Origin of the sequence: Streptomyces sp. CA-249302 (genome assembly GCF_050936785.1) — a bacterium.
In the GTDB taxonomy this organism is placed as follows: domain Bacteria; phylum Actinomycetota; class Actinomycetes; order Streptomycetales; family Streptomycetaceae; genus Streptomyces.
Genome location: NZ_JBNJMG010000001.1, coordinates 2,520,329 through 2,545,772 on the forward strand (window position 1 = coordinate 2,520,329; position 25,444 = coordinate 2,545,772).

The 25,444-nt window shown below is 70.0% G+C and carries 24 protein-coding genes; 12 read left to right on the forward strand and 12 right to left on the reverse strand.

Translation table 11 applies throughout. The features are described from left to right. Positions 1–221: 221 nt before the first annotated feature. From ectA to thpD, 4 genes are all read left to right on the forward strand, one after another. Positions 222–740, forward strand: coding sequence for a diaminobutyrate acetyltransferase (gene ectA / locus ACQEWB_RS11360; RefSeq protein WP_432829705.1), 519 nt, complete (start codon positions 222–224; stop codon positions 738–740). Positions 741–801: 61 nt separating this feature from the next. Beyond that, the gene (gene ectB / locus ACQEWB_RS11365; protein ID WP_432829707.1) at positions 802–2,073 is read left to right on the forward strand and encodes a diaminobutyrate--2-oxoglutarate transaminase; all 1,272 of its coding nucleotides are present in this window, start codon (positions 802–804) and stop codon (positions 2,071–2,073) included. Positions 2,074–2,093: 20 nt separating this feature from the next. Then, complete coding sequence (locus ACQEWB_RS11370) at positions 2,094–2,492, forward strand: ectoine synthase (RefSeq protein ID WP_432829709.1); 399 nt, start codon at positions 2,094–2,096, stop codon at positions 2,490–2,492. Between the two features lie 2 nt (positions 2,493–2,494). Then, a complete protein-coding gene (gene thpD / locus ACQEWB_RS11375) occupies positions 2,495–3,385 on the forward strand; it encodes an ectoine hydroxylase (protein ID WP_432829711.1) in 891 nt (296 codons plus the stop codon). Between the two features lie 24 nt (positions 3,386–3,409). On the opposite strand, the gene ACQEWB_RS11380 is transcribed toward thpD, so the two are convergent. The 6 genes from ACQEWB_RS11380 to ACQEWB_RS11405 all read right to left on the reverse strand — a co-directional run bounded on the left by ACQEWB_RS11380 (position 3,410) and on the right by ACQEWB_RS11405 (position 8,615). Beyond that, a complete protein-coding gene (locus ACQEWB_RS11380; RefSeq protein ID WP_432829713.1) occupies positions 3,410–4,438 on the reverse strand; it encodes a maleylpyruvate isomerase family mycothiol-dependent enzyme in 1,029 nt (342 codons plus the stop codon). 34 nt (positions 4,439–4,472) lie between these two features. Continuing rightward, positions 4,473–5,090, reverse strand: coding sequence for an RNA polymerase sigma factor (locus ACQEWB_RS11385; RefSeq protein WP_432829715.1), 618 nt, complete (start codon positions 5,088–5,090; stop codon positions 4,473–4,475). A 45-nt stretch (positions 5,091–5,135) separates the two neighbouring features. Continuing rightward, positions 5,136–6,230, reverse strand: coding sequence for an aminotransferase class V-fold PLP-dependent enzyme (locus ACQEWB_RS11390; RefSeq protein WP_432829717.1), 1,095 nt, complete (start codon positions 6,228–6,230; stop codon positions 5,136–5,138). A gap of 59 nt (positions 6,231–6,289) precedes the next feature. Continuing rightward, the gene (locus ACQEWB_RS11395; RefSeq protein ID WP_432829719.1) at positions 6,290–7,006 is read right to left on the reverse strand and encodes a DsbA family oxidoreductase; all 717 of its coding nucleotides are present in this window, start codon (positions 7,004–7,006) and stop codon (positions 6,290–6,292) included. Between the two features lie 68 nt (positions 7,007–7,074). Then, the gene (locus tag ACQEWB_RS11400; protein WP_432829721.1) at positions 7,075–7,602 is read right to left on the reverse strand and encodes a GNAT family N-acetyltransferase; all 528 of its coding nucleotides are present in this window, start codon (positions 7,600–7,602) and stop codon (positions 7,075–7,077) included. Next, positions 7,599–8,615, reverse strand: coding sequence for a GlxA family transcriptional regulator (locus ACQEWB_RS11405; protein WP_432829723.1), 1,017 nt, complete (start codon positions 8,613–8,615; stop codon positions 7,599–7,601). Before ACQEWB_RS11405 ends, ACQEWB_RS11400 begins: the two co-directional genes overlap by 4 nt. Positions 8,616–8,664: 49 nt before the next feature. On the opposite strand from ACQEWB_RS11405, the gene ACQEWB_RS11410 reads away from it, so the two are divergent. Further along, positions 8,665–10,041: an MFS transporter gene (locus ACQEWB_RS11410; protein WP_432829725.1), complete on the forward strand. Its 1,377-nt coding sequence runs from the start codon at positions 8,665–8,667 to the stop codon at positions 10,039–10,041. Here ACQEWB_RS11410 and ACQEWB_RS11415 read toward each other — a convergent pair. Further along, positions 10,016–10,624 carry a DUF1349 domain-containing protein gene (locus tag ACQEWB_RS11415; protein WP_432829727.1) on the reverse strand — a complete coding sequence of 203 codons (609 nt, stop codon included), beginning with the start codon at positions 10,622–10,624 and terminating at the stop codon, positions 10,016–10,018. The two genes, ACQEWB_RS11410 and ACQEWB_RS11415, sit on opposite strands and share 26 nt — an antisense overlap. Positions 10,625–10,650: 26 nt before the next feature. Beyond that, positions 10,651–12,180: an aldehyde dehydrogenase (NADP(+)) gene (locus ACQEWB_RS11420; RefSeq protein ID WP_432829729.1), complete on the reverse strand. Its 1,530-nt coding sequence runs from the start codon at positions 12,178–12,180 to the stop codon at positions 10,651–10,653. A 146-nt stretch (positions 12,181–12,326) separates the two neighbouring features. Between ACQEWB_RS11420 and ACQEWB_RS11425 the strand changes: the two genes are divergently transcribed. The 3 genes from ACQEWB_RS11425 to ACQEWB_RS11435 all read left to right on the forward strand — a co-directional run bounded on the left by ACQEWB_RS11425 (position 12,327) and on the right by ACQEWB_RS11435 (position 15,125). Beyond that, positions 12,327–13,100, forward strand: coding sequence for an IclR family transcriptional regulator (locus ACQEWB_RS11425; RefSeq protein ID WP_242774417.1), 774 nt, complete (start codon positions 12,327–12,329; stop codon positions 13,098–13,100). A 24-nt stretch (positions 13,101–13,124) separates the two neighbouring features. Then, on the forward strand, positions 13,125–13,595 hold the full coding sequence (locus ACQEWB_RS11430; RefSeq protein ID WP_432843754.1) for a GNAT family N-acetyltransferase: 471 nt from the start codon (positions 13,125–13,127) through the stop codon (positions 13,593–13,595). A 78-nt stretch (positions 13,596–13,673) separates the two neighbouring features. Further along, entirely contained in the window at positions 13,674–15,125 is a 1,452-nt protein-coding gene (locus tag ACQEWB_RS11435) for a peptidoglycan D,D-transpeptidase FtsI family protein (protein ID WP_432829731.1), read from the forward strand. A 25-nt stretch (positions 15,126–15,150) separates the two neighbouring features. Here the strand turns inward: ACQEWB_RS11435 and ACQEWB_RS11440 are convergent, their stop codons facing one another. Next, positions 15,151–16,602, reverse strand: coding sequence for an NCS2 family permease (locus ACQEWB_RS11440; protein WP_432829733.1), 1,452 nt, complete (start codon positions 16,600–16,602; stop codon positions 15,151–15,153). Positions 16,603–16,834: 232 nt separating this feature from the next. Here ACQEWB_RS11440 and ACQEWB_RS11445 point away from each other — a divergent pair, with 232 nt between their 5' ends. The 3 genes from ACQEWB_RS11445 to ACQEWB_RS11455 all read left to right on the forward strand — a co-directional run bounded on the left by ACQEWB_RS11445 (position 16,835) and on the right by ACQEWB_RS11455 (position 20,040). Further along, the gene (locus tag ACQEWB_RS11445; protein ID WP_432829735.1) at positions 16,835–17,401 is read left to right on the forward strand and encodes a SigE family RNA polymerase sigma factor; all 567 of its coding nucleotides are present in this window, start codon (positions 16,835–16,837) and stop codon (positions 17,399–17,401) included. Beyond that, on the forward strand, positions 17,398–18,243 hold the full coding sequence (locus ACQEWB_RS11450) for a hypothetical protein (protein WP_432829737.1): 846 nt from the start codon (positions 17,398–17,400) through the stop codon (positions 18,241–18,243). Before ACQEWB_RS11445 ends, ACQEWB_RS11450 begins: the two co-directional genes overlap by 4 nt. Before the next feature lie 114 nt (positions 18,244–18,357). After that, positions 18,358–20,040, forward strand: a complete 1,683-nt coding sequence (locus ACQEWB_RS11455; RefSeq protein WP_432829739.1) for a rhamnogalacturonan lyase B N-terminal domain-containing protein — start codon at positions 18,358–18,360, stop codon at positions 20,038–20,040. 112 nt (positions 20,041–20,152) lie between these two features. On the opposite strand, the gene ACQEWB_RS11460 is transcribed toward ACQEWB_RS11455, so the two are convergent. Both ACQEWB_RS11460 and ACQEWB_RS11465 read right to left on the reverse strand, forming a co-directional pair. After that, entirely contained in the window at positions 20,153–20,899 is a 747-nt protein-coding gene (locus ACQEWB_RS11460) for a phosphotransferase family protein (RefSeq protein WP_432829741.1), read from the reverse strand. 110 nt (positions 20,900–21,009) lie between these two features. Then, the gene (locus ACQEWB_RS11465) at positions 21,010–22,164 is read right to left on the reverse strand and encodes a right-handed parallel beta-helix repeat-containing protein (RefSeq protein ID WP_432829743.1); all 1,155 of its coding nucleotides are present in this window, start codon (positions 22,162–22,164) and stop codon (positions 21,010–21,012) included. A gap of 200 nt (positions 22,165–22,364) precedes the next feature. On the opposite strand from ACQEWB_RS11465, the gene ACQEWB_RS11470 reads away from it, so the two are divergent. Further along, positions 22,365–24,584, forward strand: a complete 2,220-nt coding sequence (locus tag ACQEWB_RS11470) for a family 43 glycosylhydrolase (protein WP_432829745.1) — start codon at positions 22,365–22,367, stop codon at positions 24,582–24,584. On the opposite strand, the gene ACQEWB_RS11475 is transcribed toward ACQEWB_RS11470, so the two are convergent. Further along, positions 24,577–25,374, reverse strand: coding sequence for an HAD family acid phosphatase (locus ACQEWB_RS11475; protein WP_432829747.1), 798 nt, complete (start codon positions 25,372–25,374; stop codon positions 24,577–24,579). The genes ACQEWB_RS11470 and ACQEWB_RS11475 overlap by 8 nt on opposite strands. Positions 25,375–25,444 lie beyond the last annotated feature (70 nt).

Below are 25,444 nucleotides of genomic sequence, written 5' to 3' on the forward strand. Positions count from 1 at the left end.
GCGAACACCAAGGGGGGTATTCCGGGCAGATCTCGTGAGGGTTACACGGCTGTGACGCGTTACACATCAGGCCCATTTTGTGCGGTATTTACCGGACAGAACGGGCCTTTTTGCTGCCCTGTCACAGGACTGCTCACGCCCGCGTGATAACACACCCGATGCTCATGCGTAACCCCATCCAGCCATGCATTTTTGATTTCCGCTCGGTAAGTTCAATTCGCATGACTGCCGCTCAAGCAGACACGTCAGCAGAACTGCAAATCGACCGTCCTTCGGTGACGGACGGCGCCTCGCTGTGGCGTATCGCCCGGGACTCGAAGGCACTCGACCTGAACTCGTCGTACAGCTATCTGCTGTGGTGTCGCGACTTCGCGGCCACCTCCGCCGTGGCGCGCGACGGCCGCGGACAGCCGGTCGGGTTCGTCACCGGCTACGTACGGCCCGAGCGCCCGCGCACCCTGCTCGTCTGGCAGGTGGCGGTGGACGAGGCCTACCGCGGGCGCGGGGTCGCCGCCTCGCTGCTCGACGGGCTGGTCGCGCGGACCTCGGGCGAGCACCGGATCACCGCCGTCGAGACCACCATCACGCCCGGCAACACCGGTTCCGAGCGCCTGTTCACCGCCTTCGCCGAGCGGCACGGCGCCGAGGTGGAGCGCGAGGTGCTGTTCGACGCGGGTCACTTCCCCGACGGGCCGCACGACCCCGAAGTGCTGTACCGCATCGGGCCCCTCTCCCTCTGAACCCCCCTGCCTCCCCCTGACTTCCCCTCACCCCCCACGCATCCCCGAGGAGCGATTCTTCGTGACCATCACCCAGCCCGACCTCAGCGTCTTCGAGACCCTCGAGTCCGAGGTGCGCAGCTACTGCCGAGGCTGGCCCACCGTCTTCGACCGTGCGCAGGGCAGCCGCATGTACGACGAGGACGGCCACGAGTACCTGGACTTCTTCGCCGGGGCCGGCTCACTCAACTACGGGCACAACAACCCGGTCCTGAAACGGGCGTTGATCGACTACCTGGAGCGGGACGGCGTCACGCACGGGCTCGACATGTCGACCACCGCCAAGCGCGCCTTCCTCCAGACCTTCCAGGACCTGGTGCTACGGCCGCGCGACCTGCCGTACAAGGTCATGTTCCCGGGGCCGACGGGGACGAACGCCGTGGAGTCCGCGCTGAAGCTGGCGCGGAAGGTGAAGGGGCGCGAGGCGATCGTGTCGTTCACCAACGCGTTCCACGGGATGTCCCTGGGGTCGCTGGCCGTCACCGGCAACGCCTTCAAGCGGGCCGGCGCCGGCATCCCGCTCGTCCACGGCACGCCCATGCCCTTCGACAACTATTTCGACGGCACGGTCGAGGACTTCCTGTGGTTCGAGCGGCTGCTCGAGGACCAGGGCTCCGGGCTCAACAAGCCGGCCGCGGTGATCGTCGAGACCGTGCAGGGCGAGGGCGGCATCAACGTGGCGCGGCCCGAGTGGCTGCGGGCGCTGGCCGACCTGTGCGAGCGGCAGGACATGCTGCTGATCGTCGACGACATCCAGATGGGGTGCGGGCGGACCGGCGCCTTCTTCTCCTTCGAGGAGGCGGGCATCACGCCGGACATCGTCACCGTGTCCAAGTCGATCAGCGGGTACGGACTCCCCATGTCCCTCTGCCTGTTCAAGCCCGAGCTGGACATCTGGGAGCCGGGCGAGCACAACGGCACCTTCCGCGGGAACAACCCCGCCTTCGTCACGGCCACCGCCGCCCTGGAGGCGTACTGGGCGGACGGCTCCGCGATGGAGAAGCAGACCCAGGCGCGCGGCGAGCAGGTCGAGCAGGCGCTCGGCGCGATCGCCGAGGAGAGCCGCGGTGACGTCAAGGAGTACCGGGGCCGGGGGCTCGTGTGGGGCATGGAGTTCCACGACAAGGAGCGCGCGAACCGGATCGCCCGGCGCGCCTTCGAACTCGGGCTCCTCATCGAGACGTCGGGCCCGGAGAGCGAGGTCGTCAAGCTCCTCCCCGCCCTGACCGTGACGGCCGACGAACTCGACGAGGGACTCGGCATCCTCGCCCGCGCCGTTCGCGAAACCCTCTGAAAAAGGAGTAGTGCAGCACCGTGATCGTCCGTTCGTTCAAGGAGATCGAAGGCACCGACCGGCATGTGAAGGCCGCGTCCGGCACCTGGGAGAGCAAACGCATCGTCCTCGCCAAGGAGCGGGTCGGCTTCTCGGTTCACGAGACGATCCTGTACGCGGGTACGGAGACGTCGATGTGGTACGCGAACCACGTCGAGGCCGTCGTCTGCGTCGAGGGCGAGGCCGAGCTGACCGACGACGAGACCGGGCGGAAGTACACGATCACGCCCGGCACCATGTATCTCCTCGACGGGCACGAGCGGCACACGATGCGGATCAAGGAGGACTTCCGCTGCATCTGTGTCTTCAACCCGCCCGTGACCGGCCGGGAGGACCACGACGAGAACGGTGTCTATCCCCTGCTGACGGAGGAGGGCTGACCATGAGCACCGCCACCACCGACCTGTACCCCAGCCGCGGCACCGGCGAGGTGTCGACCCCCCGCAAGGACCCCGTCGTCTGGTCGGTCCCCGGCACGCCGGGACCGATCGCCACGGCCGAGTTGGAGTCGTTCGAGCGCGACGGCTTCCTCGCCGTCGACCAGATCGTCGGACCCGACGAAGTGGGCCTCTATCAGCGGGAGTTGGAGCGCCTGATCGCCGACCCGGCGATCCGGGCGGACGACCGCTCGATCATCGAGCCGCAGTCCGAGGAGATCCGCTCCGTCTTCGAGGTGCACCGGATCAGCGAGGTGTTCGCGAGCCTGGTGCGCGACGAGCGGGTCGTCGGGCGGGCCCGGCAGATCCTCGGCTCGGACGTCTACGTCCACCAGTCGCGGATCAACGTCAAGCCGGGTTTCGGGGCCAGCGGTTTCTACTGGCACTCCGACTTCGAGACCTGGCACGCCGAGGACGGTCTGCCGAACATGCGGACCGTGTCCGTCTCGATCGCGCTGACCGAGAACTTCGACACCAACGGCGGCCTCATGATCATGCCGGGGTCGCACCGCACCTTCCTCGGGTGCGCGGGGGCCACTCCGAAGGACAACTACAAGAAGTCCCTCCAGATGCAGGACGCGGGCACGCCCTCGGACGAGGCGCTCACGGCCCTGGCGGGCGAGTACGGCATCAAACTCTTCACGGGCAGGGCCGGCTCGGCGACCTGGTTCGACTGCAACTGCATGCACGGGTCTGGCGACAACATCACGCCGTTCCCGCGCAGCAACGTGTTCATCGTGTTCAACAGCGTGGAGAACGAGGCCGTGGAGCCGTTCGCGGCGCCCGTCCGGCGGCCCACGTTCATCGGAGCAAGGGACTTCACGCCGGTGAAGTGAGCGCGTGACCTGGAGCGGGCGGCGTCACAGCCACGACAGTGACGCCGCCCGCTCCAGTACGTTCCGGACCGCGCCCTCGTCTCCGGTGGCGCTGCGCGGTACCTCGTCGGGGGTGAAGCGGCCGCCGACCAGGAGGCAGAAGTCGACCGGGTCCAGGGCGAGTTCGGCACGCACCGGCTCGGCGTCGGAGCCCAGCACCCACTGCTCGCCGCCGGTGACCGCGAACAGCACCGGCGGTGCGGTGGGGCCGAGGGCCAGGCCGAGGACGCGCACGGCGAGCCGGACCAGCCGCCAGAGGTGCTCGGCGGGCGGCGGCGGTACGGCGAGGCCGAGGGCGCGGCCGATGTCGTCGGTGTGGATCCACGCCTCGAAGCCGCGCACCACGAAGTGGTCGGCGACGGGCAGCCGTACCCCCATCAACATCGTTGCCCGGGCGGCCAGTTCGAGGTCGTGGGCCTCGGGCGCGGCGAGCAGCGCGGCGGCCTGTGCGGCCCAGTCGGCGAGGGTCTCCTCCGGTGTACGGCCGTGCTCGTGGGCGATGACCTCGGCGGTACGCCGGTTCCAGGCGGCCACCCAGTCCGCCTCCTCCTCGGTGCCGGGCCCGCGTCCGCCGACGCCGAGCCGGCCGGCCAGGGGCTCGTCGGCGGCCAGCAGGTGGGCGAGGGTGGCGTGCACGTCCCAGTCGTGCACCACCGGGGTCGACCAGCGCCCGTCGGCCTCGGCCAGCAGCGCCTTGAGACCGGCGACCGCGGCGGCGTAGGGAGCGGCGTGCGGGGCGACGTGGGGAGCGGCGGGGCGGGCGCGCAGGGCGGCGGTCAGGACGTCGACACCGGGTGCTCCGTCCGTTCCGTTCACGTGCGCCCCTTGCGGGTGGGAGGCTTCGATCGGCGGCCCGTCCAACAGCCGTACCGTCTCCCGCAGTTGCTCCGCCTCGGCGGCGCAGCTCTCGCAGCGCGCGAGATGTGCGGGAACCGTCTTCCGCTCGGCGGGCGGGAGGGCGCCGAAGGCCCAGGCGGCCAGCAGGTCGCGTACGCCGTCGTGCTCGGTGGTCACCGGATGCCTCCCTTCCTGGCTTGCCCTGTCGCCATCATGCGCCCCTTTCCAGCGCCGGGTCCGGCGGGTCGGCCAAAGACTCGGCCAAGGTGCGCAGGGCGGTGCGGAGTCGGGTCTTCGCGGTGCCTTCGGGGATGCCGAGTTCCACGGCGGCCTGCCGGTAGGTGCGGCCGGCGAAGTAGGCGAGGTGCACGACCTCCCGCTGGGGCTGCGGGAGTTCGGCGAGGGCGGTGTGCAGCAGGAGGGAGCGTTCGCGGTCGACGACGGTCTCGTCGGGGCCGGGCGCGGCGTCCGGGATGGCGTGCAGCGCGGAGTCATCGGCGCGGGCGTCCTTGCGGTGCCGCGCCTCGCTGCGCACCCAGTCCACGGCCCGCCGGTGGGCCAGCATGGACAGCCAGGTGCGCAGCGTGCCGCGGCGGGCGTCGAAGGCGTACGGGCGACTCCACAGCTGGGCGAAGACCTCCTGCGCCACGTCCTCGGCGGCGCCCGGACTCCGGGTGACCCGCACGGCGACGCGCCGCACCAGCCCGCCGTACGCCGTGTACGCCTCGGCCAGCGCGGACTCGTCCCCGTACACGAGCCGCCTGTGCAGCTCCGCGTCGACGGGAAGCTGGACGGACGTATCGCCCGTGGACTCCACCGGCACCACCACCCCTGGTGCCCTTCCTAGCGTCCCGGGCGGGACCGCGCCAGTGGTTCAGGCAGACAGCACGTCGAGCAGGCGGTCGACGTCGGCCGGTGTGTTGTACAGGTGGAAGGCGGCCCGCAGGTTGCCCGCACGGTCCGAGACCTCGACTCCGGCGTGGCTCAACTCGGGCTGGAGGCGCCCGAGTTGGGGGACGGAGACGATCGGTGAGCCCGGCGCGGGGACGGGCTGGTGGCCCAGGCTCGCGAGCCCGGCGCGGAAGCGGTCGGCGAGCTCCAGGTCGTGGGCGCGGATCGCGTCCACGCCGAGCTCCTCCAGGAGTTCGAGGGAGCGGCGGGCGCCCGCATAGGAGAAGAGGGCGGGGCTCTCGTCGAACCGGCGGGCGGAGTGGGCGAGTTCGGCGATCGGGCCGTAGCAGGCGTCCCAGGGGTGCTCCCCCGCCACCCAGCCCGCGAACAGCGGGGTGAGCGGGCCGAGGTCCGCCGGGACGACCAGGAAGGCCACGCCCCGCGGCGAGACGAGCCACTTGAAGGCGACGCAGGCGGAGTAGTCGTATGCGTCCGCGTCGAAGTCCAGCCAGCCGGCGGCCTGGGACGCGTCGACGTACGTACGCGCCCCGTGCGTCCGTGCCGCCGCGCGGATCGCGGGCAGGTCGGCGACCCGGCCGTCGGCGGACTGCGCGGCGCTGACCGCGACCAGGGTGGTGCCGGGGCGCACGGACTCGGCGACGCGCTCCAGGGGGACGGTGCGCACCTTGAGGTCGGTGCGGACGTGGAAGGGGTTCACCACGGAGCTGAAGTCCCCCTCGGCGGTGAGGACTTCGGCGCCCTCGGGCAGGGAGGCGGCGATCAGACCGCTGTAGACGGCGACCGAGGCGCCGGCCGCGACCCGGTTCTCCGGTACGCCGACGAGCCGCGCGAAGGTGGCGCGGCTCGCCTCGACGTCCCCGAACATGTCGGTCGGCGCGCCCGCGGCCGCCGCCTCGACGGCGGTCCGCATGGCGGCGACGGTACGGGCCGGCAACAGGCCGGTGCTCGCGGTGTTGAGATAGGTGTTCTTCGGGGCGAACTCGGCTCGGACGAGGCTCTCGAAGGTCTCCACGGTCTCCATGGATCCACTGTGGGCCCGGGAGAACTCGTAGTCCATTGCCGATTTTTACGTGGTTCCGCTAAGCGTTCCTTATAGATCCGCCCCGGCCTGCGGCTTTACTTCTGCGGTACGGCGCACCCGTCGGGGCCGCACGCGTCCGCGTCGCCCTGGTCGATCAGCTGCAGCGGCGGGCGCTCGCCCCAGGCCTGGGTCAGCGCCTGCTGGAAGACCTCGGCGGGCTGGGCGCCGGAGACGCCGAACTTGCGGTCGAGGACGAAGAACGGCACGCCGCTCGCGCCGAGCTGGGCGGCCTCGCGCTCGTCGGCGCGGACCTCGTCGGCGTAGGCGGTGGGGTCGGCGAGGACCTTGCGGGCGTCGTCCGCGTCCAGGCCTGCGGCGACGGCGAGCTCCACGAGCCGCTCGTCGCCCTCGCTGAACAGGGAGCGCTCCTCGGCGAAGTTCGCCTTGTAGAGGAGCTGGATCAGCTCGTCCTGGCGGCCCCGCTCCTTGGCGAAGTGCAGCAGGCGGTGCATGTCGAAGGTGTTGCCGTGGTCGCGGCCGCGGGTGCGGTAGTCCAGGCCGATCGCGGCGGCCTGCGCGCCGAGGTTGTCCTCGCCCGCCTCGGCCTGCGCCTCGCTCATGCCGTACTTCTTGGTGAGCATGCTGATCACGGACTGGGTGTCGCCCTTGGCGCGGCCCGGGTCCAGCTCGAAGGAGCGGTGTACGACCTCGACCTGGTCGCGGTGCGGGAAGGCCTCGAGCGCCTGCTCGAAGCGGGCCTTGCCCACGTAGCACCAGGGGCAGGCGATGTCCGACCAGATCTCGACCTTCATGTTCACTCCACCTCGTACGGTTACGGAGGCACCCTCCGCCAGGAACGTGAACGTTCAAGCAGCCGCTTTCATTCCCAGGTCATTCCCAGGTCATTCCCGGTCAGGGAGTACCGCAGGAACAGGTGGTGGTCGTCCTCGGCGGGTGGGTTCTCCGGGTCCGGGACCCAGCCCTGGCGGGCGTAGAAGGCCTGGGCTCGCTCGTTGTCGACATGCACGTCGAGTACGGCGGTGCGCCTGCCGTCGGCCCGCCACTGCTCGACGCAGGCGGTGTGCAGGGCCGTGCCGACGCCGGTGCGCCAGCGGTCGGGGTCGACGTGGAACTGGAACAGCTTGACCGTTTCCGCCGGGGTGTCCGGCGGGGTGCGGAAGGAGGCGATGGCGACCGGGCGGGAGTCTCGGACGGCGCACAGGACGTGCCCGTCGGGCCGCTCGATGGCCTCGCGCCACAGGGCCGGCCAGTCGAGACCGTCGTCCGGGAGACCGTCCGGGTAGTACGTCGCCCGGGCCCGCAGGTGCAGCTCGGCGACGGCGGCGGCCTCGGCGGGGAGGGCCGTTCTGATCACCAGGGAGTCGATGGTCCGGTTCGCTTCGATCATGCAGCGGAGGACGAGTCCCCGGCGCCCTCGGTTCCGAGGCGGGTGAACTGCGCCCGGTAGGCGCTCGGGGTCAGGCCGGTCCGGCGGACCACATGGGCACGCAGTGAGTCGGCCGTGCCCAGGCCGCAGGCTTCGGCCAGGCGGTCCATGGGGAGGGCGGTGGTCTCCAGGAGCTCCTTGGCTCGTTCGATGCGCTGGTGGAGGAGCCACTGGAGGGGGCTGACGCCGCTCTCCGCGTGGAAGCGGCGGGTGAGGGTGCGGATCGAGACGCCCGCGTGGCGGGCCAGGTCGGCGAGGGTGAGGGGCTTGTCGAGGTTGCGCATGGCCCAGCCGCGGGTGTCCGCGCAGGCCGTGCCGCGCTCGGGCGGCAGCGGGGTGTGCGTGAACTGGGTCTGGCCGCCCGGGCGGACCGGCGCGACCAGGGCGAGCCGGGCCACCTCGTTGGCGACGGCGGCGCCGTAGTCGGTACGGATGATGTGCAGGCAGAGGTCGATGCCGGCGGCGTAGCCGGACGCGGTGACGTACGGGCCGTCCTGGACGTAGAGGACGTCTCCCTGGAGGTCGACGCCCGGGTAGCGGGTGCGCAGCGCCTCGGCGTGCGCCCAGTACGTCGTGGCCCTGCGGCCCTCCAGCAGTCCCGCCTCGGCGAGTTGGAAGGCGCCCGTGCACAGGGACGCGATCCGCTTCCCGGCGTCGGCCGCCTCACGGACGGCGGCCACGATCCGCGGGTCCGGCTCGTACGGCGCCCCGGTGCCGGCGACGACCACGGTGTCCACCTCCCGCACGGCCTCCAGCCCGCGACGCACGTACAGGTCGAGGCCCCCGCTGGTGGGCACGGGACCCGGCTCGGCGGCGCAGATGACGACCTCGTAACCCGGCCGCCCGGCCACCTCGACCTTGCCGAACAGCAGCTCGGGGATGGCCAGGTTGAACATCGAGACCGGCGAGGGCGCGATGACGGCGATGCGGTGCGGTACGGGCGCCTCGGACATGGCCAGAACCTCCGGATGCATGGCATTCAGGCCACTACTGTACGACGGTGGAGATCCGGAGCATGGAGGCATGTCGACCGACCGGACCCTCAGCGGTGCACAACTCACCTCATCGGAGCGGGAGTTGATGCCCAAGAGGCCTTCTCCCGTCCGCACCCTCACCGCCGCCCTCCTCGGCTTCGCGCTGATCTGCCTCGACGCGTCCGTGGTGAACGTGGCCCTGCCCGCGATCGGCTCCTCCCTCGGCGCCGGGATGTCCGGGCTCCAGTGGGTGGTGGACGCGTACACGCTGCCCTTCGCCGCGCTGATGCTGTCCACCGGGGCCTTCGCGGACCGGGCCGGGGCGAGCCGTGCGTTCGCGCTCGGCACCGCGGTGTTCACCCTCGCCTCGGTGGCCTGCGGCCTCGCGCCGAACCTGCCGTCCCTGATCGGGGCGCGGGTGGTGCAGGGCGTGGCGGCGGCCGTCGTACTCCCGGCGTCGCTGTCCCTGGTGCGGCAGGCTTACCCGGAACCGGCGCGGCGGGCGCGTGCGGTGGCCACCTGGGCGGCCGGCGGTTCGGCGGCGGTGGCGCTGGGGCCGGTGGCGGGCGGGCTGCTGACCACGGCCTGGGACTGGCGCGCGGTCTTCTTCGTCAATGTGCCGGTGGGGGCGCTGATCCTGGCCCTGCTCGTCCGGGCCCCGCGCTCCGAACGCCGTCCGGCACCGCTGGACCTGCCGGGGCAGGCGACGGCGGTGCTGGCGCTCACTGGCCTGACGTTCGCGGTGATCGAGGGCGGCACGGCGGGGTGGGCGGCCCTGGCGGTGGCCGTCGTGGCGGCCGCGGTCTTCCTCCGCGTGGAGGCGCGCGGCCCGCACCCGGTCGTCCCGCTCGCCCTCTTCCGCGACCGGACGGTGGCCGTGGCGGTCGCCGCGGGCGCGGCGGTGAGCGTCGCCTTCTACAGCGTGGTGTTCGTCTTCTCGCTCTTCTTCCAGCAGGTCCAGGGCCTGTCCGCGCTGCGCGCCGGGCTGGCCTTCCTGCCCATGACGGGCCTGATCGCGGTGACCAACGTGGTCGCGGGCAAGCTCGCGGGGCGCCACGGTCCACGGCTGCCGATGCTGATCGGGCAGGCACTGGCCGTCGTAGGACTGCTCCTCCTGCTGTTGTACGTCGACGCCGGGACGCCCTCCGCCCTGGTGGCCGTGCTCCTCGTACCGCTGGCCCTGGGCTGTGCGCTGACCGTGCCGCCGCTGACGGCCGCGATGATGGACGCCGTACCGGCGGAGCGGGCCGGGCTCGCGGCGGGGATGCTCAACTCCGCGCGGCAGGTGGCGGGCGGGCTGGGGATCGCCGTCTTCGGGACGCTGGTCTCCGGCGGGTTCGTCGACGGGATGCGGCTGAGCCTGGCCGTCGGCGCGGTCCTGCTCCTGGTGACCTTCGGGCTCAGCTTCCGTCTCTCAGGTCGCTAGGCCAGTTGGGCCGGAACTCGATGTGGTCGTACGTCACCACGCAGCCCGCCCCCATCGGCGACTGCGTCATGAAGCCGACCAGGGCCGCGTCCGTCTCCTTCTCGCCGCCCAGCGTGAACAGGCGGACGAAGGTCCAGCGTCGGCCGTCGCGGGAGGCGTGGAAGGCGAAGGCGCGGCCGGTGCGGCTGACCCGCAGCCATACCGAACTGCCGTCCACGGTGAAGGAGTTGGCGTCGTCGGAGTGTCCCCGGGTGACCACCGTGCAGACGGTGGCCACGTCCGGGGAGTTCTCCAGGCAGAGCTTGGCCCAGGCGTGCTCGCCGACATGGACGTAGAACACTCCCGCGTCGAAGGCCGCCGCGAACCCGACGGTGACCCGGGCGATCAGCTGGAAGTCCCCTTCGGGCCAGCCCAGCAGCCGCGGCGCGTCGGAGGCGGGCTCCAGCCCCTCCCCGGTGGGCGGCACGAAACGGTCCTGCCGGGGTCCGGCCCATCCGGTGAGGATGCCGTCCTCATAGGACCAGTTGCCTTCGGGGCCGTACGTGCGGAGGGCGAAGGGGAGTTCGGGAAGTTCCACGTCCATGGAGGGAGTGTGTCAGGTGCGGGTGTTCACCGTTCCAGGTGGCCGTTGAACCGACGCGGGAGACCGAGCGGGTTGTCGTCCCGCAGCTCCGGCGGGAGCAGCGCCTCCGGCGCGCCCTGGTACGTCACCGGGCGCATCCAGCGCTCAATCGCCGTACCGCCGACGGAAGTCGAGGTCGAGGTGGTCGCCGGGTACGGGCCGCCGTGGTGCTGGGCCGGGGCCACCGCGACGCCCGTGGGCCAGCCGTTGACCAGCACGCGCCCGGCCAGCGGCGTCAGTTCGGCCAGCAGCTCGGCGCCGCGGCCCTCGCCGGCCGCCTCCTCCGACGACAGGTGGACCGTCGCGGTGAGGTTGCCCGGCAGCCGGGACAGCACGGACTGCGCCTCGGCGTCGTCCTCGTAACGGGCGACGACGGTCACCGGCCCGAAGCACTCCTCCAGGAGCAGGTCGTACGCCCCCTCCTCGGCCAGCTTGTCCGCGGCCACCGTGAGGAAGCCCGCGCTGACCGTGTGCTCGCCGCCCGCACCCGGCGTCACCGGCGACTCGACCTCGGGCAGCCCGGTGCGCTCGGCGACCCCGGCGATGAAGTTGTCGCGCATGCGGTGGTCGAGCAGGACACCCGCGTCGGTGTCGCTGACCGCATCCGTCAGCGACTTGACCAGGCGGTCACCGGCCGCGCCGTTCGGCGCCAGCACCAGGCCCGGCTTCACGCAGAACTGTCCGACGCCCAGCGTCATGGACCCGGCGAGACCGGTGCCGATCGCCTCGGCCCGCTCGGCCGCCGCGGCCTCCGTGATGAGCACGGGGTTCAGGGAGCCCAGCTCGCCGTGGAAGGGGATCGGGGTCGGGCGGGCGGCGGCCGCGTCGAAGAGGGCACGGCCTCCTCGTACCGACCCGGTGAAGCCGGCCGCGGCGACCAGCGGGTGCTTGACCAGCTCCACACCGGCCTCGAAGCCGTGCACCAGGCCGATGACGCCCTCGGGGATGCCGTGCGCGGCGGCGGCGCGGCGCAGCACCTTGGCGACCAGCTCGGACAGGGCCGGGTGGTCGGGGTGGGCCTTGACGACGACCGGGCAGCCCGCGCCGAGCGCGCTCGCGGTGTCGCCGCCGGCGACCGAGAAGGCGAAGGGGAAGTTCGAGGCCGAGTAGACGGCGACGACCCCGAGCGACACCTTGTAGCGGCGCAGGTCCGGGATGGGCGGGGTCGCGGTGGCGTCGGGGTGGTTGATGATCACGTCGAGGAAGGCGCCCTCGTCGACGATGTCCGCGAAGGACCGCAGCTGGTAGCAGGTGCGGGCGAGTTCACCGGTGAGCCGGACCGGGCCGAGCGCGGTCTCCGCGTCGGCGGTCTCGACGAGCCCGTCCTTCGCGGCCTCCAGCTGCTCGGCCGCGGAGCGCAGAAAGGCGGCGCGGACGGCACGGTCGGCGAGCGAGCCGCGCGCCTCGTGCGCCGCGCGGACAGTGGCGTCCACCTCCTGGGCTGTGGCCTCCACCGCAACCTGTTCCCGCTGCTTCCCGGTTCGGGGGTCGACACTCCAGACTGGTGCTGCTGCCACCGCGGGTCCCTCCACGTATGTCTTGCGTTCGTATTTGCCGCAGTATTTGGGTCATCCACCAGGGTCGTTCGATATACTGAACGCCGTCTCTGATGATGAATATGCTGTTGGAGACTATTTCCCGTCGAACGAAGGGGTCAAGGGCGATGTCGGCAGTCGAGACAGGCGGCGGGGCGCAGGTCAAGTCGGCGGTACGAACCGTCGAATTGCTGGAGTACTTCGCCGGTCGCCCCGGTATGCACTCGCTCGCGTCGGTCCAGGAGGCCGTCGGCTATCCCAAGTCCAGCCTCTACATGCTGCTGCGCACGCTGGTCGAGCTGGGCTGGGTGGAGACGGACGCGACGGGCACGCGGTACGGCATCGGGGTACGGGCGCTGCTGGTCGGCACCTCGTACATCGACGGCGACGAGGTGGTCGCGGCGGCGCGGCCGACCCTGGACCGGCTGTCCGACGACACGACCGAGACCATCCACCTGGCGCGTCTGGACGGCACGAACGTGGTCTACCTGGCCACCCGCCAGTCCCAGCACTACCTGCGCCCCTTCACCCGCGTCGGCCGCCGGCTGCCGGCCCACTCGACGTCCCTGGGCAAGGCGCTGCTGAGCACGTACTCGGACGAGCAGGTCCGCAAGATGCTCCCGGAGACGCTGCCGGCGCTGACCGAGAACACGATCACCGACCGCGAGAAGCTCATCGAGGAGCTCCACCAGGTCCGCGAGCAGGGCTTCGCCGTGGACCGCGAGGAGAACACGCTGGGCCTGCGCTGCTTCGGCGTGGCGATCCCCTACCGCACCCCGGCGCGCGACGCGATCAGCTGCTCGGTGCCGGTGGCGCGGCTGACGCCCGCGCACGAGCAGATGGTGAAGGACGCCCTGTTCGACGCCCGCGACCGGCTGACCCTGGCGACTCGGAGGCTGTGACTCATAGGCTCGGGCCTCATGGACATGGATGTCGTACTCCGTGCAGTGCACGACAGCGATCTGCCCGTCTTCTTCCGGCAGATGAGCGATCCCGAGGCCCTGCACATGGCCGCGTTCACCGCGAAGGACCCGGCCGACCGGGACGCCTTCGACGCCCACTGGAAACGCAACCGCGCCTCCGATGCCGTGCTGCGCACGGTCCTGGCGGACGGTGACGTGGTGGGCAGCGCGGCGGTGTACGGGGAGCCGGAGGAGCGCGAGGTCACGTACTGGGTGGACCGGGCGTACTGGGGGCGCAGCGTGGCCACGGCCGCCCTGCGCGCCCTGCTGGCGGAGGTCCGCGAACGCCCGCTGTACGCCCGCGCCGCCGCGGACAACACGGCCTCCCGCCGGGTCCTGGAGAAGTGCGGTTTCCGTGTCACGGCCACGGCGACCGGGTTCGCGAACGCGCGGGGGGAGGAGATCGACGAGGTGGTGCTGACGCTGGAGGGGTGAGCCCCTTCGATGAACGCCCGATGAGAAAACCGGGCGGATGGGAACGATCCGGGCCCGTTCGCTCGTCTTCTGGGCGGGATGAACAAGACGATCAGGCGGACCTCCGTCTTCGTGCTGCTGCTCGTGTTCGCGCTGCTGGCCAGGGCGACATGGGTGCAGTTCTACGACGGCCAGGCCCTCGCGGACGACAAGGACAACCGGCGCAACGCGATCGAGACGTACGCGGAGCCGCTCGGGAACATCATCGTGGGCGGGGAGTCGATCACCGGCTCGGCGCGTACCAGCGGTGGCGACCTCGCGTACAAGCGCACGTACAAGGACGGCGAGCTGTACGCGGCGGTGACGGGCTACGCCTCGCAGGCGTACTCGGCGACCCAGCTCGAGGGCATCTACCAGGACCTGCTCAACGGCACGGACAGCCGGCTGAAGACGGTCATGGACACGATCACCAACAAGCGCGCCGATCCGGGCAACGTGGTCACGACGATCGACCCCGACGTGCAGAAGGCCGCGTACGACGCGCTCGGCCACAAGAAGGGCGCGGCCGTCGCGATCGACCCTGAGACCGGCAAGATCCTGGGGGTCGTGTCGACGCCGTCGTACGACCCCTCGTCGCTGACCGACGCCAACACGGCCGGTACCGCCTGGAAGAAGCTCAACGCCGACTCCGACAAGCCGCTCACCAACCGCGCGCTGCGGCAGCCGCTGCCGCCGGGTTCGACGTTCAAGCTGGTCGTGGCGGCGGCCGCGCTGGAGGACGGGCTGTACTCGTCGGTGGACGAGAAGACGGACAGCCCGGAGGTGTACACGCTGCCGGGCACGGTCACGCCGCTGAGCAACGAGAGCAAGTCCGCGCCCTGCAAGAACGCGTCGATCCGCGTCGCGCTCCAGTACTCGTGCAACACCGTGTTCGCGAAGATGGCCGTCGACCTCGGCCAGGACAAGGTGCGGGCGATGGCCGAGAAGTTCGGCTTCAACGACACGGAGCAGGACGTGCCGGTGCGGGCCTACACCAGCGTCTACCCCAAGGACATGAACAAGTCGTCCACGGCCCTGACGGGCATCGGGCAGTACGACGTCACCGCGACGCCGCTCCAGATGGCCATGGTGTCCGCCGCCATCGCCAACGGCGGCAAGCTGGTCTCGCCGCACATGGTCTCGCAGATCACCGACAGCGGCGGTGACGTGCTGAAGAACTACGACGACGACACGAGCACGAAGCAGATCGTCAAGTCCTCGACCGCGGAGCAGTTGCAGTCGGCGATGCAGACGGTCGTCGAGCAGGGCACCGGCACGAACGCGCGGATATCGGGCGTGACGGTGGGCGGCAAGACGGGCACGGCCCAGCACGGCGAGAACAACAGCCAGACGCCGTACGCCTGGTTCACCTCGTACGCCAAGTCCGGCGACAAGGAAGTGGCCGTGGCGGTGGTGGTCGAACAGTCGAACGCGGCGAGGTCGGAGGTCAGCGGCAACGGGCTGGCCGCCCCCGTGGCCAAGGCCATGATGGAGGCGGCACTCAAGAACTAGGCCCGGTGGAACCAGGCCAGGCCGGCTACTTCACACCGAGGATCTGCTCCACCGGATCGATCGCGAAGTACACCAGGAACAGCGCCGAGACCCCCCACAGCAGCCAGTGCACCTCCTTCGCCTTGCCCAGGACCGCCTTGATGACGACGTAGGCCAGGAAGCCCGCCCCGATGCCGTCGGTTATCGAGTACGTGAACGGCATCGCGGCGATGGTCAGGAACGCCGGGATGGCGATCTCGTACCGGTCCCAGTCGATGTGCTTGACGTGGGTCATCATCAGGAAGCCGACCGCGATGAGCGCGGGCGCGGCGGCCTGCAGCGGGACGATCGTCAGCAGCGGCGTCAGGAAGAGCGCGAGGCCGAAGAGGCCGCCGGTGATCAGGTTGGCGAAGCCGGTGCGGGCGCCCTCACCGACGCCCGCCGCCGACTCGATGTACGCGGTGTTGGAGGAGGCGGAGCCGAGGCCGCCCGCCACCGCCGCCGCGCCGTCGATGAACAGCACGCGGCCGATGCCCGGCACCTGGCCCTGCTCGTCGAGCAGCCCGGCCTCCGCGCTGATGCCGACGATCGTCCCCATGGCGTCGAAGAAGTCCGACAGGATCAGCGTGAAGACGAGCAGGACGGCGGTGAGGATGCCGGCCTTCGCGAAGCCGCCGAACAGGCTGAAGTGACCGATCAGCCCGAAGTCCGGGGTGTCGACGATCTTGTCGGGGAGCTTCGGGGTGGTCAGGCCCCAACTCTTGATGTCGGCGATGGCGTTGATGATGATCGCCACGATCGTCATGGTGACGATGCTGATCAGGATCGCGCCCTTCACCTTGCGCGCGACCAGCGCGATGGTCAGCAGCACGCCGAGACAGAAGACCAGGACGGGCCAGCCGGTGAGCCGGCCGACCGCGCCGAGCTGCACGGGCACGGTCGTCTGAGCGGCGTCCGGGATCCGGCTGACGAACCCCGCGTCGACGAAGCCGATGAAGGCGATGAACAGCCCGATGCCGACGCCGATGGCCTGCTTGAGCTGCTGCGGGATCGCGTCCATGATCGCCTTGCGCAGCCCGGTGACGACCAGGACGCAGATCAGGATGCCTTCGAGGACGACGAGCCCCATCGCGTCGGGCCAGCTCATCAGCGGCGCCAACTGGAAGGCGACGACGGCGTTCAGGCCGAGGCCGGCGGCGATGGCGAGCGGGAGGTTGCCGCCGACGCCCATGATGATCGTCATCACACAGGCCACCAGGGCGGTGGCGGTGACGAGTTGACCGGTGTCGAGGGTGTGCCCGAACTTGTCCTTGGCGCTGCCCAGGATGATGGGATTCAGGACGAGGATGTAGGCCATGGTGAAGAACGTGGCGAAGCCGCCCCGTATCTCCCGGCCGACGGTGGATCCCCGTTCGGAGATCCTGAAGAACCGGTCGACGCCGTTCACCCCTGGCGGCGCGGCACTTGGGCCGGTGGTCGCTCTCTTCGTCTCGGACATGGCGGGTGCTCCTAGGTGCCTGGTTGATCGTGTGCGGATGCTGGCTGGATTGTTCCCGCGTTGAACACGTTTCAGGTTTTCCTCGTGTTACGGAATCGAAGGCGACCCGTCAGACTGCGTTCGAAGTCACGTACGAAACACCGAGTCGATCACTGCTACGCTTCCGGATCTCGTCCGGGCCACCTCCGGATGATCACATGTCATACACATGACACGCACAGGAAGGTCGTCCGTGGGCACTGTCGTCGACGACGCAGCCTCCGTGGAGTTCCATGCCTTCTTCGAGCGGCACTACGCCGAACTGTCCCGGCTCGCTCACCTGTTGACCGGTGAGGCCGACGCCGCCGACGATCTGGCGGCGGACGCGCTGCTCGCCCTGTGGAACCGCTGGGACCGGGTGCGCGCCGCGGACCACCCGGTCGCGTACGCCCGTGGTGTCGTCGCCAATCTCGCCCGGACCCGCATCCGCAGCGCGGTGCGCGAGCGGCGGCGGATCTCGCTGTTCTGGTCGCAGCGCGAGGAGAAGACCGAGAACCCCGACATCGCGGGTGTGGTCGACGTCCAGGAGGCGCTGCGCGCGCTGCCGTTCCGGAAAAGGGCGTGTGTGGTGCTTCGTCACGCGTTCGATCTGTCGGAGAAGGACACCGCTCTCGCCCTGGGTGTTTCCGTGGGTACGGTTAAGTCCCAGACGTCCAAGGGGATGGCCGAGCTGCAGAAGCAGCTGGGGTCCCAGGGCGTGCCACAGAAGGTGCACGCGGCGATGGCGCGCGGCGGCGAGACCGGAGGACGGGACCGATGAGGCAGCAGGACGTGCACGACGAGCTGCGCGCCCGGCTGCACGAGGCGGCCGAGGCGCACGAGCCGGACCGGGCCCGGATCCTGGCCCGCGTCGAGCGGGGCATGGCCGGGGAGGACCGCCGCGACCACCGGGCGACCCGACCGCCGGTGTGGGGCTGGGCGCGGGTGGTCGGTGCCACGGCCGCGGTCGCGGGCATGCTCGCGGTCGGCGGTTACGCGGTGGCGTCGGCCGTCAAGAACGACCCCCACCCCCAGCAGCAGTCCGTCGAGTCCTCGTCGACGCCCACACCGTCGCCGGACGCGACGAGCCGTGCGCCCGTCCCGCCGGTGAACCCGAAGCCGAGCCGGACGCCGGAGAGCCCCAAGGCGAGCAGCTCGGCCTCCGCCGAGCCCTCCGCCTCCGTCACCGTGCTGCCGTCCGCGGGCGGCGAGACGGACGGACCACTGTGGTCGGACGGTTCGGTGGACCCGCACAGCAACGACTTCTGGGCGCAGAGCAACCTGACCATCAAGACGAGCGCTCAACTCACCGCGCTCACCGTGCAGTTGAAGATCGCGCAGACCGGCGGGGTGAGCAACGCGGGCGCCTGGCGCTCGCTGCCGGAGCAGGACTTCGACCTCACGGTCGCCGAGCAGGACGGCTTCCTGGTCTACACCTGGACGCTCAAGCCGGGCAGCACGGTGGCCAAGGGCGAGTGGGTGTTCGCCGGGCAGTACAACCACGCGCGCGGCGGCCGGGACGCGAAGGACGACCGCTACACGATCACGGCGACGGCGAACGGCAAGCAGCGTTCGGTGGGCGGCGACTTCGCGACCCACACGGACGGCGAGGGCGACTCGTAAGAATCTTCAAGTGGGCGGCAACCCATTGCTCACCAGCGGCAACCAGCAAGCGCAAGACCCCCTCTTGCTCTGCAGCAGCTGAGTGAACATTCAAGTACGACGGGATCCCGACCCTTGAGCACGCACAAGAAGCACCTGACCCGCAGACGTGTGCTGGGGGCCTCCGCGATCGGCGTGGCCGCCACCGGCGCCGCCGTCGCGGGCGGCACCGGCCTGCTGTCGTCCGCGTCCGCGGCGGCCTTCGGCTACACCGACGACGGCAGGAACTATGTCGTCGACACCGGCTCCGCCCTCGTCTTCAAGGTCTCCAAGACGACCGGCGACATCACGTCCCTGGCCTACAAGGGCAAGGAGTACGAGGGTTACGGCGGCAAGCACTCGCACGTCGAGTCGGGGCTCGGCGCGTCCACGGTCACGATTCTGCAGTCGGGGTCGACGATCCTGATCAAGGTCGTGCACGGCGCGATCACCCAGTGGTACGCGGCCCGCAGCGGCCAGCCCAACGTCTACCTGTGGACGAACAAGGCGGACGCCTCCTTCACCGCGACCCGTTACATCGTCCGCCTCAAGGCCGGGATGTTCCCCAACACCGGCTCGGACGCCTGGGACTCGACGAAGGACAAGATCATCGAGGCGGGTGACGTCTGGCAGGCCCCGGACGGCACGACCCACTCCAAGCACTACTCGGGCAAGCGGACCATCGACTACGACTACGTCGGCTTCACGACGGGTTCGGTCGGTCTGTGGATGGTGCGGTCGAACCACGAGAAGGCCTCGGGCGGCCCCTTCTACCGCTCGCTGCTGCGTCACTCGAACGACGGCGGCGCGGGCCTCTACGAGATCCTGCACTACAACGAGGCCCAGACGGAGGCGGAACGCTTCGGTCTCCAGGGCCCGTTCGTCATCGCCCTCACGGACGGCGGCGCGCCCTCGTCCGCCCTCTTCCAGGCCAACCTCGACACCTCCTGGGTGGACGGCCTCGGCATCACCGGCTGGGTCGGCAGGGCGGGCCGCGGCAAGGTGGCGGGCGTCGGCCTGAAGGGCATGGACGCGAAGTACGCGTACACCGTGGGCTTCGCCAACGCGGACGCGCAGTACTGGGCGAAGGCGGCGGCCGGCACCGGTGCCTTCTCCTGCAAGGGGATGCTCCCGGGGACGTACACCCTGACCGTCTTCAAGAACGAACTGGCCGTGCACACCGAGTCGGTGAAGGTCACGGCGGGTGGTACGACGTCCCTGCACACCCTGGCCATCACCGGTGACCCGTCCACCGCTCCCGCCGTCTGGCGGCTCGGCGACTGGGACGGGACGCCCGGGGAGTTCAAGAACGCCAAGCTGATGACATACGCGCATCCCTCCGACGGGCGCGCGGCCAAGTGGACCGGCAACGTCACGATCGGCAGCGGCGGCGAGGCGGCGGCCTTCCCGGCGTACATCTGGAAGGACGTCAACGACGGGATCCTGGTCTACTTCAAGCTGACCAAGGCACAGGCGGCGGCCGCGCACACGCTCCGTGTGGGGGTGACCGACGCCTTCGCCAACGGGCGTCCGCGGGTCACGGTGAACGACTGGGTTTCGGCCATCCCCTCGGCCCCCGCCCAGCCCGAGACGCGCTCCCTCACCACGGGTTCCTACCGGGGGAACAACCACACGTTCACTTTCAACGTCCCTAGTAGTGCGTGGAAGACGGATGCCGCGCAGTACAACGTACTGAAGATCAACATAGTGAGCGGCTCGGGCGGCACGGCGTACCTCAGCGCCGGTACGTCGCTCGACTGCCTGGACCTGCTGACCTGAGCCCCCCTCGGTCAGCAGCCGCCGACTGAGCCCCCCTCGTCGGCGACAAGCGCCCCGCCGGTGACGACCGGCGGGGCGCTTCTCTGCCCAGGAGCATCGGGCCCGCGCGGCCTCACATGCGGGATCTCAGCACGTCGACCTCGCAGCCCGGCGCGAACGCGTCGAAGCCGTGCTCGACCAGCCAGCGGACGATCAGCAGGCTGCGCAACGACCACCACGCGCGGATGACGTCGAGGTCGATGTCGGCGCCATAGCCGGCGATGACGTCGTCGAGGTGCTCCTCGTGTCCCAGGGTGAAGGTGGCGAGGTCGTACAGGGCATCGCCCCGGCCCGCCTCGGACCAGTCGATGATCCCCGTGACCTCGTCGCCGTCGACGAAGACGTGCGCGATCTGGAGGTCGCCGTGGGTGAACGCCGGGGTCCACGGCCGGAGCGCGGCCTCGGCGACCTGGCGGTTGCGGGCGACCAGGTCGGCGGGCAGGACGCCGTCCGTCACCAGGCGCTCGCACTCGGCGTCGAGTTCCGCCACCAGTGCGGTGCTGCTCCGGCCTGCCTGGCCGGGCCGGGGCGGCAGCGGAGCGTCGTGCAGTTTCCGGATGACGGCGCCCGCCGCGGCCCACGCCGTCGGCGAGCCGGTCGCCGGCCCGCCGAGGCGGCCGAGCGTCGTCCCCGGGAGGGCGGCGAGCGCGAGCACGGGCGGCCTGCGCCACAGGACCTCCGGGGTGGGCACCGGCGCCAGCGCCATCGCCTCGACCTCGGCGTCGATGCGCGCCTGATCGGCGTCCACCTTCAGGAACACGTCGCCGACGCGCAGGGTCGCGCGCTCGGAATGGGCGACGACGACCTCGACCTCATCCATGGGCGACCAGTATCCCGGGGCTGATCGCCGCCGTCGCCGGGTTTCTCACCTGCGCATACGCGGCCGACCGCGACCGGCCGGAGCCGGTCGGCAGCCCGCGACGCGCCCGGTCAGTTCATGGTGGTTCCGATGGTCGTCGACCCCGTCGTCAGGAACGTCGTGGCCGGCAGCGAGCCGTCCGACTTGCGGGCGCCGTACGCGGTGGTCGCGTCCGTCGACTTGAAGGCCGGGGTGCTCACCCCGCTGTCCCAGTTGTTCGCCGCGGAGACCGTCGAGGAACTCAGCTTGTCCAGGCCGCCCTTGTTGCTCACCGCCAGGTTGCGGGCCAGCCGGGCCTTGCCCGTGGCGAAGTAGAAGCCGGCCTCCGTGTTGGCGTACGCGGTGTTGCGGTTCAGGGCGATCGCACCGGTGTTGGAGTTCTCGGTGAAGCCGTTGAGGGTGTTGTCCCAGGCCGCGTTGTTGTTGACGACATGGGCGACCGCCACTCCCCCGCCGCCCAGCTTGAAGCCGTTGCCGTTGCCCTCGAAGGCCGAGTCGTTCCAGCGGTTCTTGCCGTTGCCGAAGGCCCAGCTGTGCTCGATGGTCACCGGCGAGGAGAACTGCCAGAGGTCGAGGCCGTCGTCGGAGTTGTTGTAGAGGCGGGCCCCGGTGACCTTGTTGCCGGTGCCGGACCCGAACTTGATCGCGATGCCGTCGGCGTTCTGCCCGTGCCCGGCCGCGTCGTAGTTGCCGTAACTGTCGAGGTTCTGGACGAGGTTGTTCACCGTGTTGTCGCCGCGCAGCGTGAACCCGGAGTCGCCGTTGTTCCCGGTGACGAGGTTCTTGAAGATGCCGCCGGTGGACGAGGTGACGACGAAGCCCTGGGCCGGGGAGTTCTGGAAGGTGAGGTTCTGGACGGTCCAGTAGCTGCCGTAGATGCCGGTGAGCCAGGAGCCGGCGGGCAGCTTGGAGCCGTCGATCTTCACCTTCTCGCTGCCGTACGCCTGGAGCGTGATCCGGGCCGAACTCGTGCCGCTGGCCGTGGACTTGAGGGTGGCCGTCGGGTAGTACGTACCGGCGCGCACCTGGATGACGGTGCCTGCGGCCGCGTTCTTCACGGCCGACTCCAGTTGCGCGGTCGTCGACACGGTGACCGTCGTCGTCGCGGCCTGCGCGCCGCCGTTGGACAGGCCGAGGCAGACGCCGCCCGCCCCGGCGGAGACGGCCACCGCCGCGGCGATCGAGAGCGTGCGGGTCCGACGGTGGCGCCCGGTGCTGAGTCGCACTGGCCGTTCCTTTCCTAGGGGATGCCTACGCGATCAGGTCGCCGCCAGGGCGGGAAAGGTTGCCGCGCCCCACCGAAAAACCCCGAAACTTTCGCCCCACCCCATCCTCCGTCTACCGGTTGACGTGCTGTTTCCCACTGGTGACACTCCGAAGGCGCGCGTCCCCCAACAGAATCCCCCACACTCCGACAGGATTGCCCATGCGCCCCAGAGCCGTGCTCGTCGCCTGCCTGGCCCTTCTGCTCGCCCTGTTCACCGCGCCACCCAGCACCGCCGGTACCACCCACTCAGGAGCCCCGCCCGTGAACCATCCCCAGTACGCCGGCTACCTCTTCGCCTATTTCACCGGTGAGGGCACCGCCGACGGCGAACAGATCCGCTACGCCCTCAGCCGCGGCAACGACCCCCTGCACTGGCGGGAGTTGAACCAGGGCAAGCCCGTCCTGACGTCGACCATCGGCGAGAAGGGCCTGCGCGACCCGTTCGTGATCCGCTCGCCGAAAGGCGACAAGTTCTATCTGATCGCCACCGACCTGCGCATGTACAAGAACAGCAGCGGCAGTTGGGACTACGTCCAGCGCCACGGCAGCAAGTCCGTCATGATCTGGGAGTCCACCGACCTGGTCCACTGGACCGACCAGCGCCTGGTGAAGGTCGCCCCCGACAACGCGGGCAACACCTGGGCACCGGAGGCCTACTGGGACGACTCGCTCGGTGAGTACGTCGTCTTCTGGGCGTCGAAGCTGTACGCCGACGACGACCCCGACCACACCGGATCGACGTACAACAAGATGCTGTACGCGACGACGAAGGACTTCCGCACCTTCAGCGAGCCCAAGGTCTGGGACGACCCCGGCTACTCGGTGATCGACTCGACTGTCGTGAAGTACAAGGACAGTTACTACCGATACACCAAGGACGAGCGCGACCCGTCCTCCAGTTCGCCCTGCTCGAAGTTCATCACCGGCGAGAAGTCGACGAGCCTGACCTCGACCAAGTACGACTTCGTCTCGGACTGCATCGGCAGCGGCGCGATCGACCGCGGCGAGGGCCCGACGGTCTTCAAGTCCAACACCGAGAAGAAGTGGTACCTGTTCATCGACGAGTACGGCGGTCGCGGTTACGTCCCCTTCGAGACGACCGACCTCGACTCCGGCAAGTGGACGCCCTCGACGAACTACCAGCTGCCCGCAAGTCCCCGGCACGGAACGGTACTTCCGGTGACGCAGGAGGAGTACGACCGGCTGCTGGCCGCGTATCCGGCGACGCCCACCTCGGTCGTGGACGCGACGGCCAAGGACCAGAAGGGGTACGCCGTCGTCACCGAGGCCTCCTCGAAGGTCGTGCTGCCGATGAAGCCCGACGCCGACCTCTCCCACCTCGCGCCGAAGCTCGCCGTGGGTGCGGGCGCGAGCGTCAGCCCCAGCTCCGGTACGCACCGCGACCTCCGCACCCCGCAGACGTACACCGTGACGGCCCCGGACGGTACGGCCCGCACCTGGACCGTCGAGGCCGTCCGGACCCGCAGCCCGATCCTGCCCGGCCTCAACGCCGACCCGGACGTGCACTATCTCGACGGCAAGTACTGGATCTACCCGACGACGGACGGCCACCAGGGCTGGGGCAGCACCGGTTTCAAGGCGTACTCGTCACGGGATCTGGTCCACTGGAAGGACCACGGGGTCATTCTCGACCTCGGTCCGGACGTCTCCTGGGCGGACAAGTACGCGTGGGCGCCCGCGGTCGCCGAGCGGGACGGCAAGTACTACTTCTACTTCTGCGCCGAGCAGCAGATCGGGGTGGCGGTCGCCGACTCCCCCGCCGGACCCTTCAAGGACGCGCTGGGCAAACCCCTGGTGGCGAAGGGCGGTTCACTGCCGGGCCAGATGATCGACCCGGCCGTCTTCACGGACGACGACGGGACCTCGTACCTCTACTGGGGCAACGGGCACGGGTACGTCGTACCGCTGAACGAGGACATGACCTCGTACGACCCTTCGAAGGTCGAGGACATCACCCCGGACGACTTCCGTGAGGGGTCCTTCGTGATCAAGCGCAAGGGGACCTACTACTTCATGTGGTCCGAGGACGACACCCGCAGCGAGAACTACCACGTCGCCTATGCGACGGGACCGTCCCCGCTCGGTCCGTGGACCAAGCGGGGGACGATCCTGTCCAAGCGTCCCGAGTACGGCATCCTCGGCACCGGCCACCACTCCGTGGTGAACGTGCCCGGCACCGACGACTGGTACATCGTCTACCACCGGTTCGCCCTGAACGGGCCGGGCACACCCGGCGGTGACGGAATGCACCGGGAGACGACCGTCGACCGGCTGTGGTTCGCCGCGGACGGTACCCTTCAGCCGGTCGTGCCGACCCTGGAGTCCATCAGGCCGGTACGGACCGACAAGCCTAGCTGACGAAGTACGTCGGGTTCGGCAGCTTGTACGTGCGATCGGCGTAGCCGCCGTCCAGGTCCGAGTACTGGTCGCCGAAGTTGGCGACGATCTCGTAGCCGAGGTCGTCCTCGATGTGCTTGCGCGTGCCGGACTTGTACTGCACGGTCGTGCAGGTCCAGGTGCCCGGGGTGGCGCAGGCGCTCAGGTAGGACGGCGGGTTGGCCTTGTCCTTGAGGAACATGTGGTCGGCGTCGAGGTTCACGTCGGCGCCGATCTTCTTCAGGTTGGCGACGGCCGCGGTGCGCTGCGCCTCGCTCAGACCCGAGTTGTAGAAGACCTCGACGCCCTTGGACTCGGCGTACTGGACCAGCTCGGCGCTGCCGAACACGCCGGGGCGGTCGGCCTTGTTCACGTAGTCGGCCCAAGTGGTCGAGTTGTACGTGTAGTTGTAGCGCTTCTCGTAGTCCAGGCTGAGCAGCAGCGTGTCGTCGATGTCGAAGACGACCGCGGGCTTCTCGCCGCGGTGGTGGGCCTTGCGGGCCGCCTGGTCGATCTGCTTCCGCGCGGCCGAGTCGATCCGCGCCAGATCCTTGGCGTACTGGCTGTCCGAGGACGCCTGGTACACGCCGTTGGCGTCCGCCGTGGTGCCGTAGTAGGTGTCGATGTCCTTCACCAGGAGCCCGATGTTGTAGGGCTCGTGGGTGGAGTTGGCCGTGGACTGGCCGGCCGTGGCGGCACCGGCGCCGTAGAGGGCGGCGCCGGTGACGGCACACGCTGCGGCGATCGCCGCGATACGCAGTGGCTTATGCATGACAGGTTTCTACGCGCGTCACGCCCGCGGGCGCGAGACCCGTTGCCTGATCGATATCTCTTTCACAGGC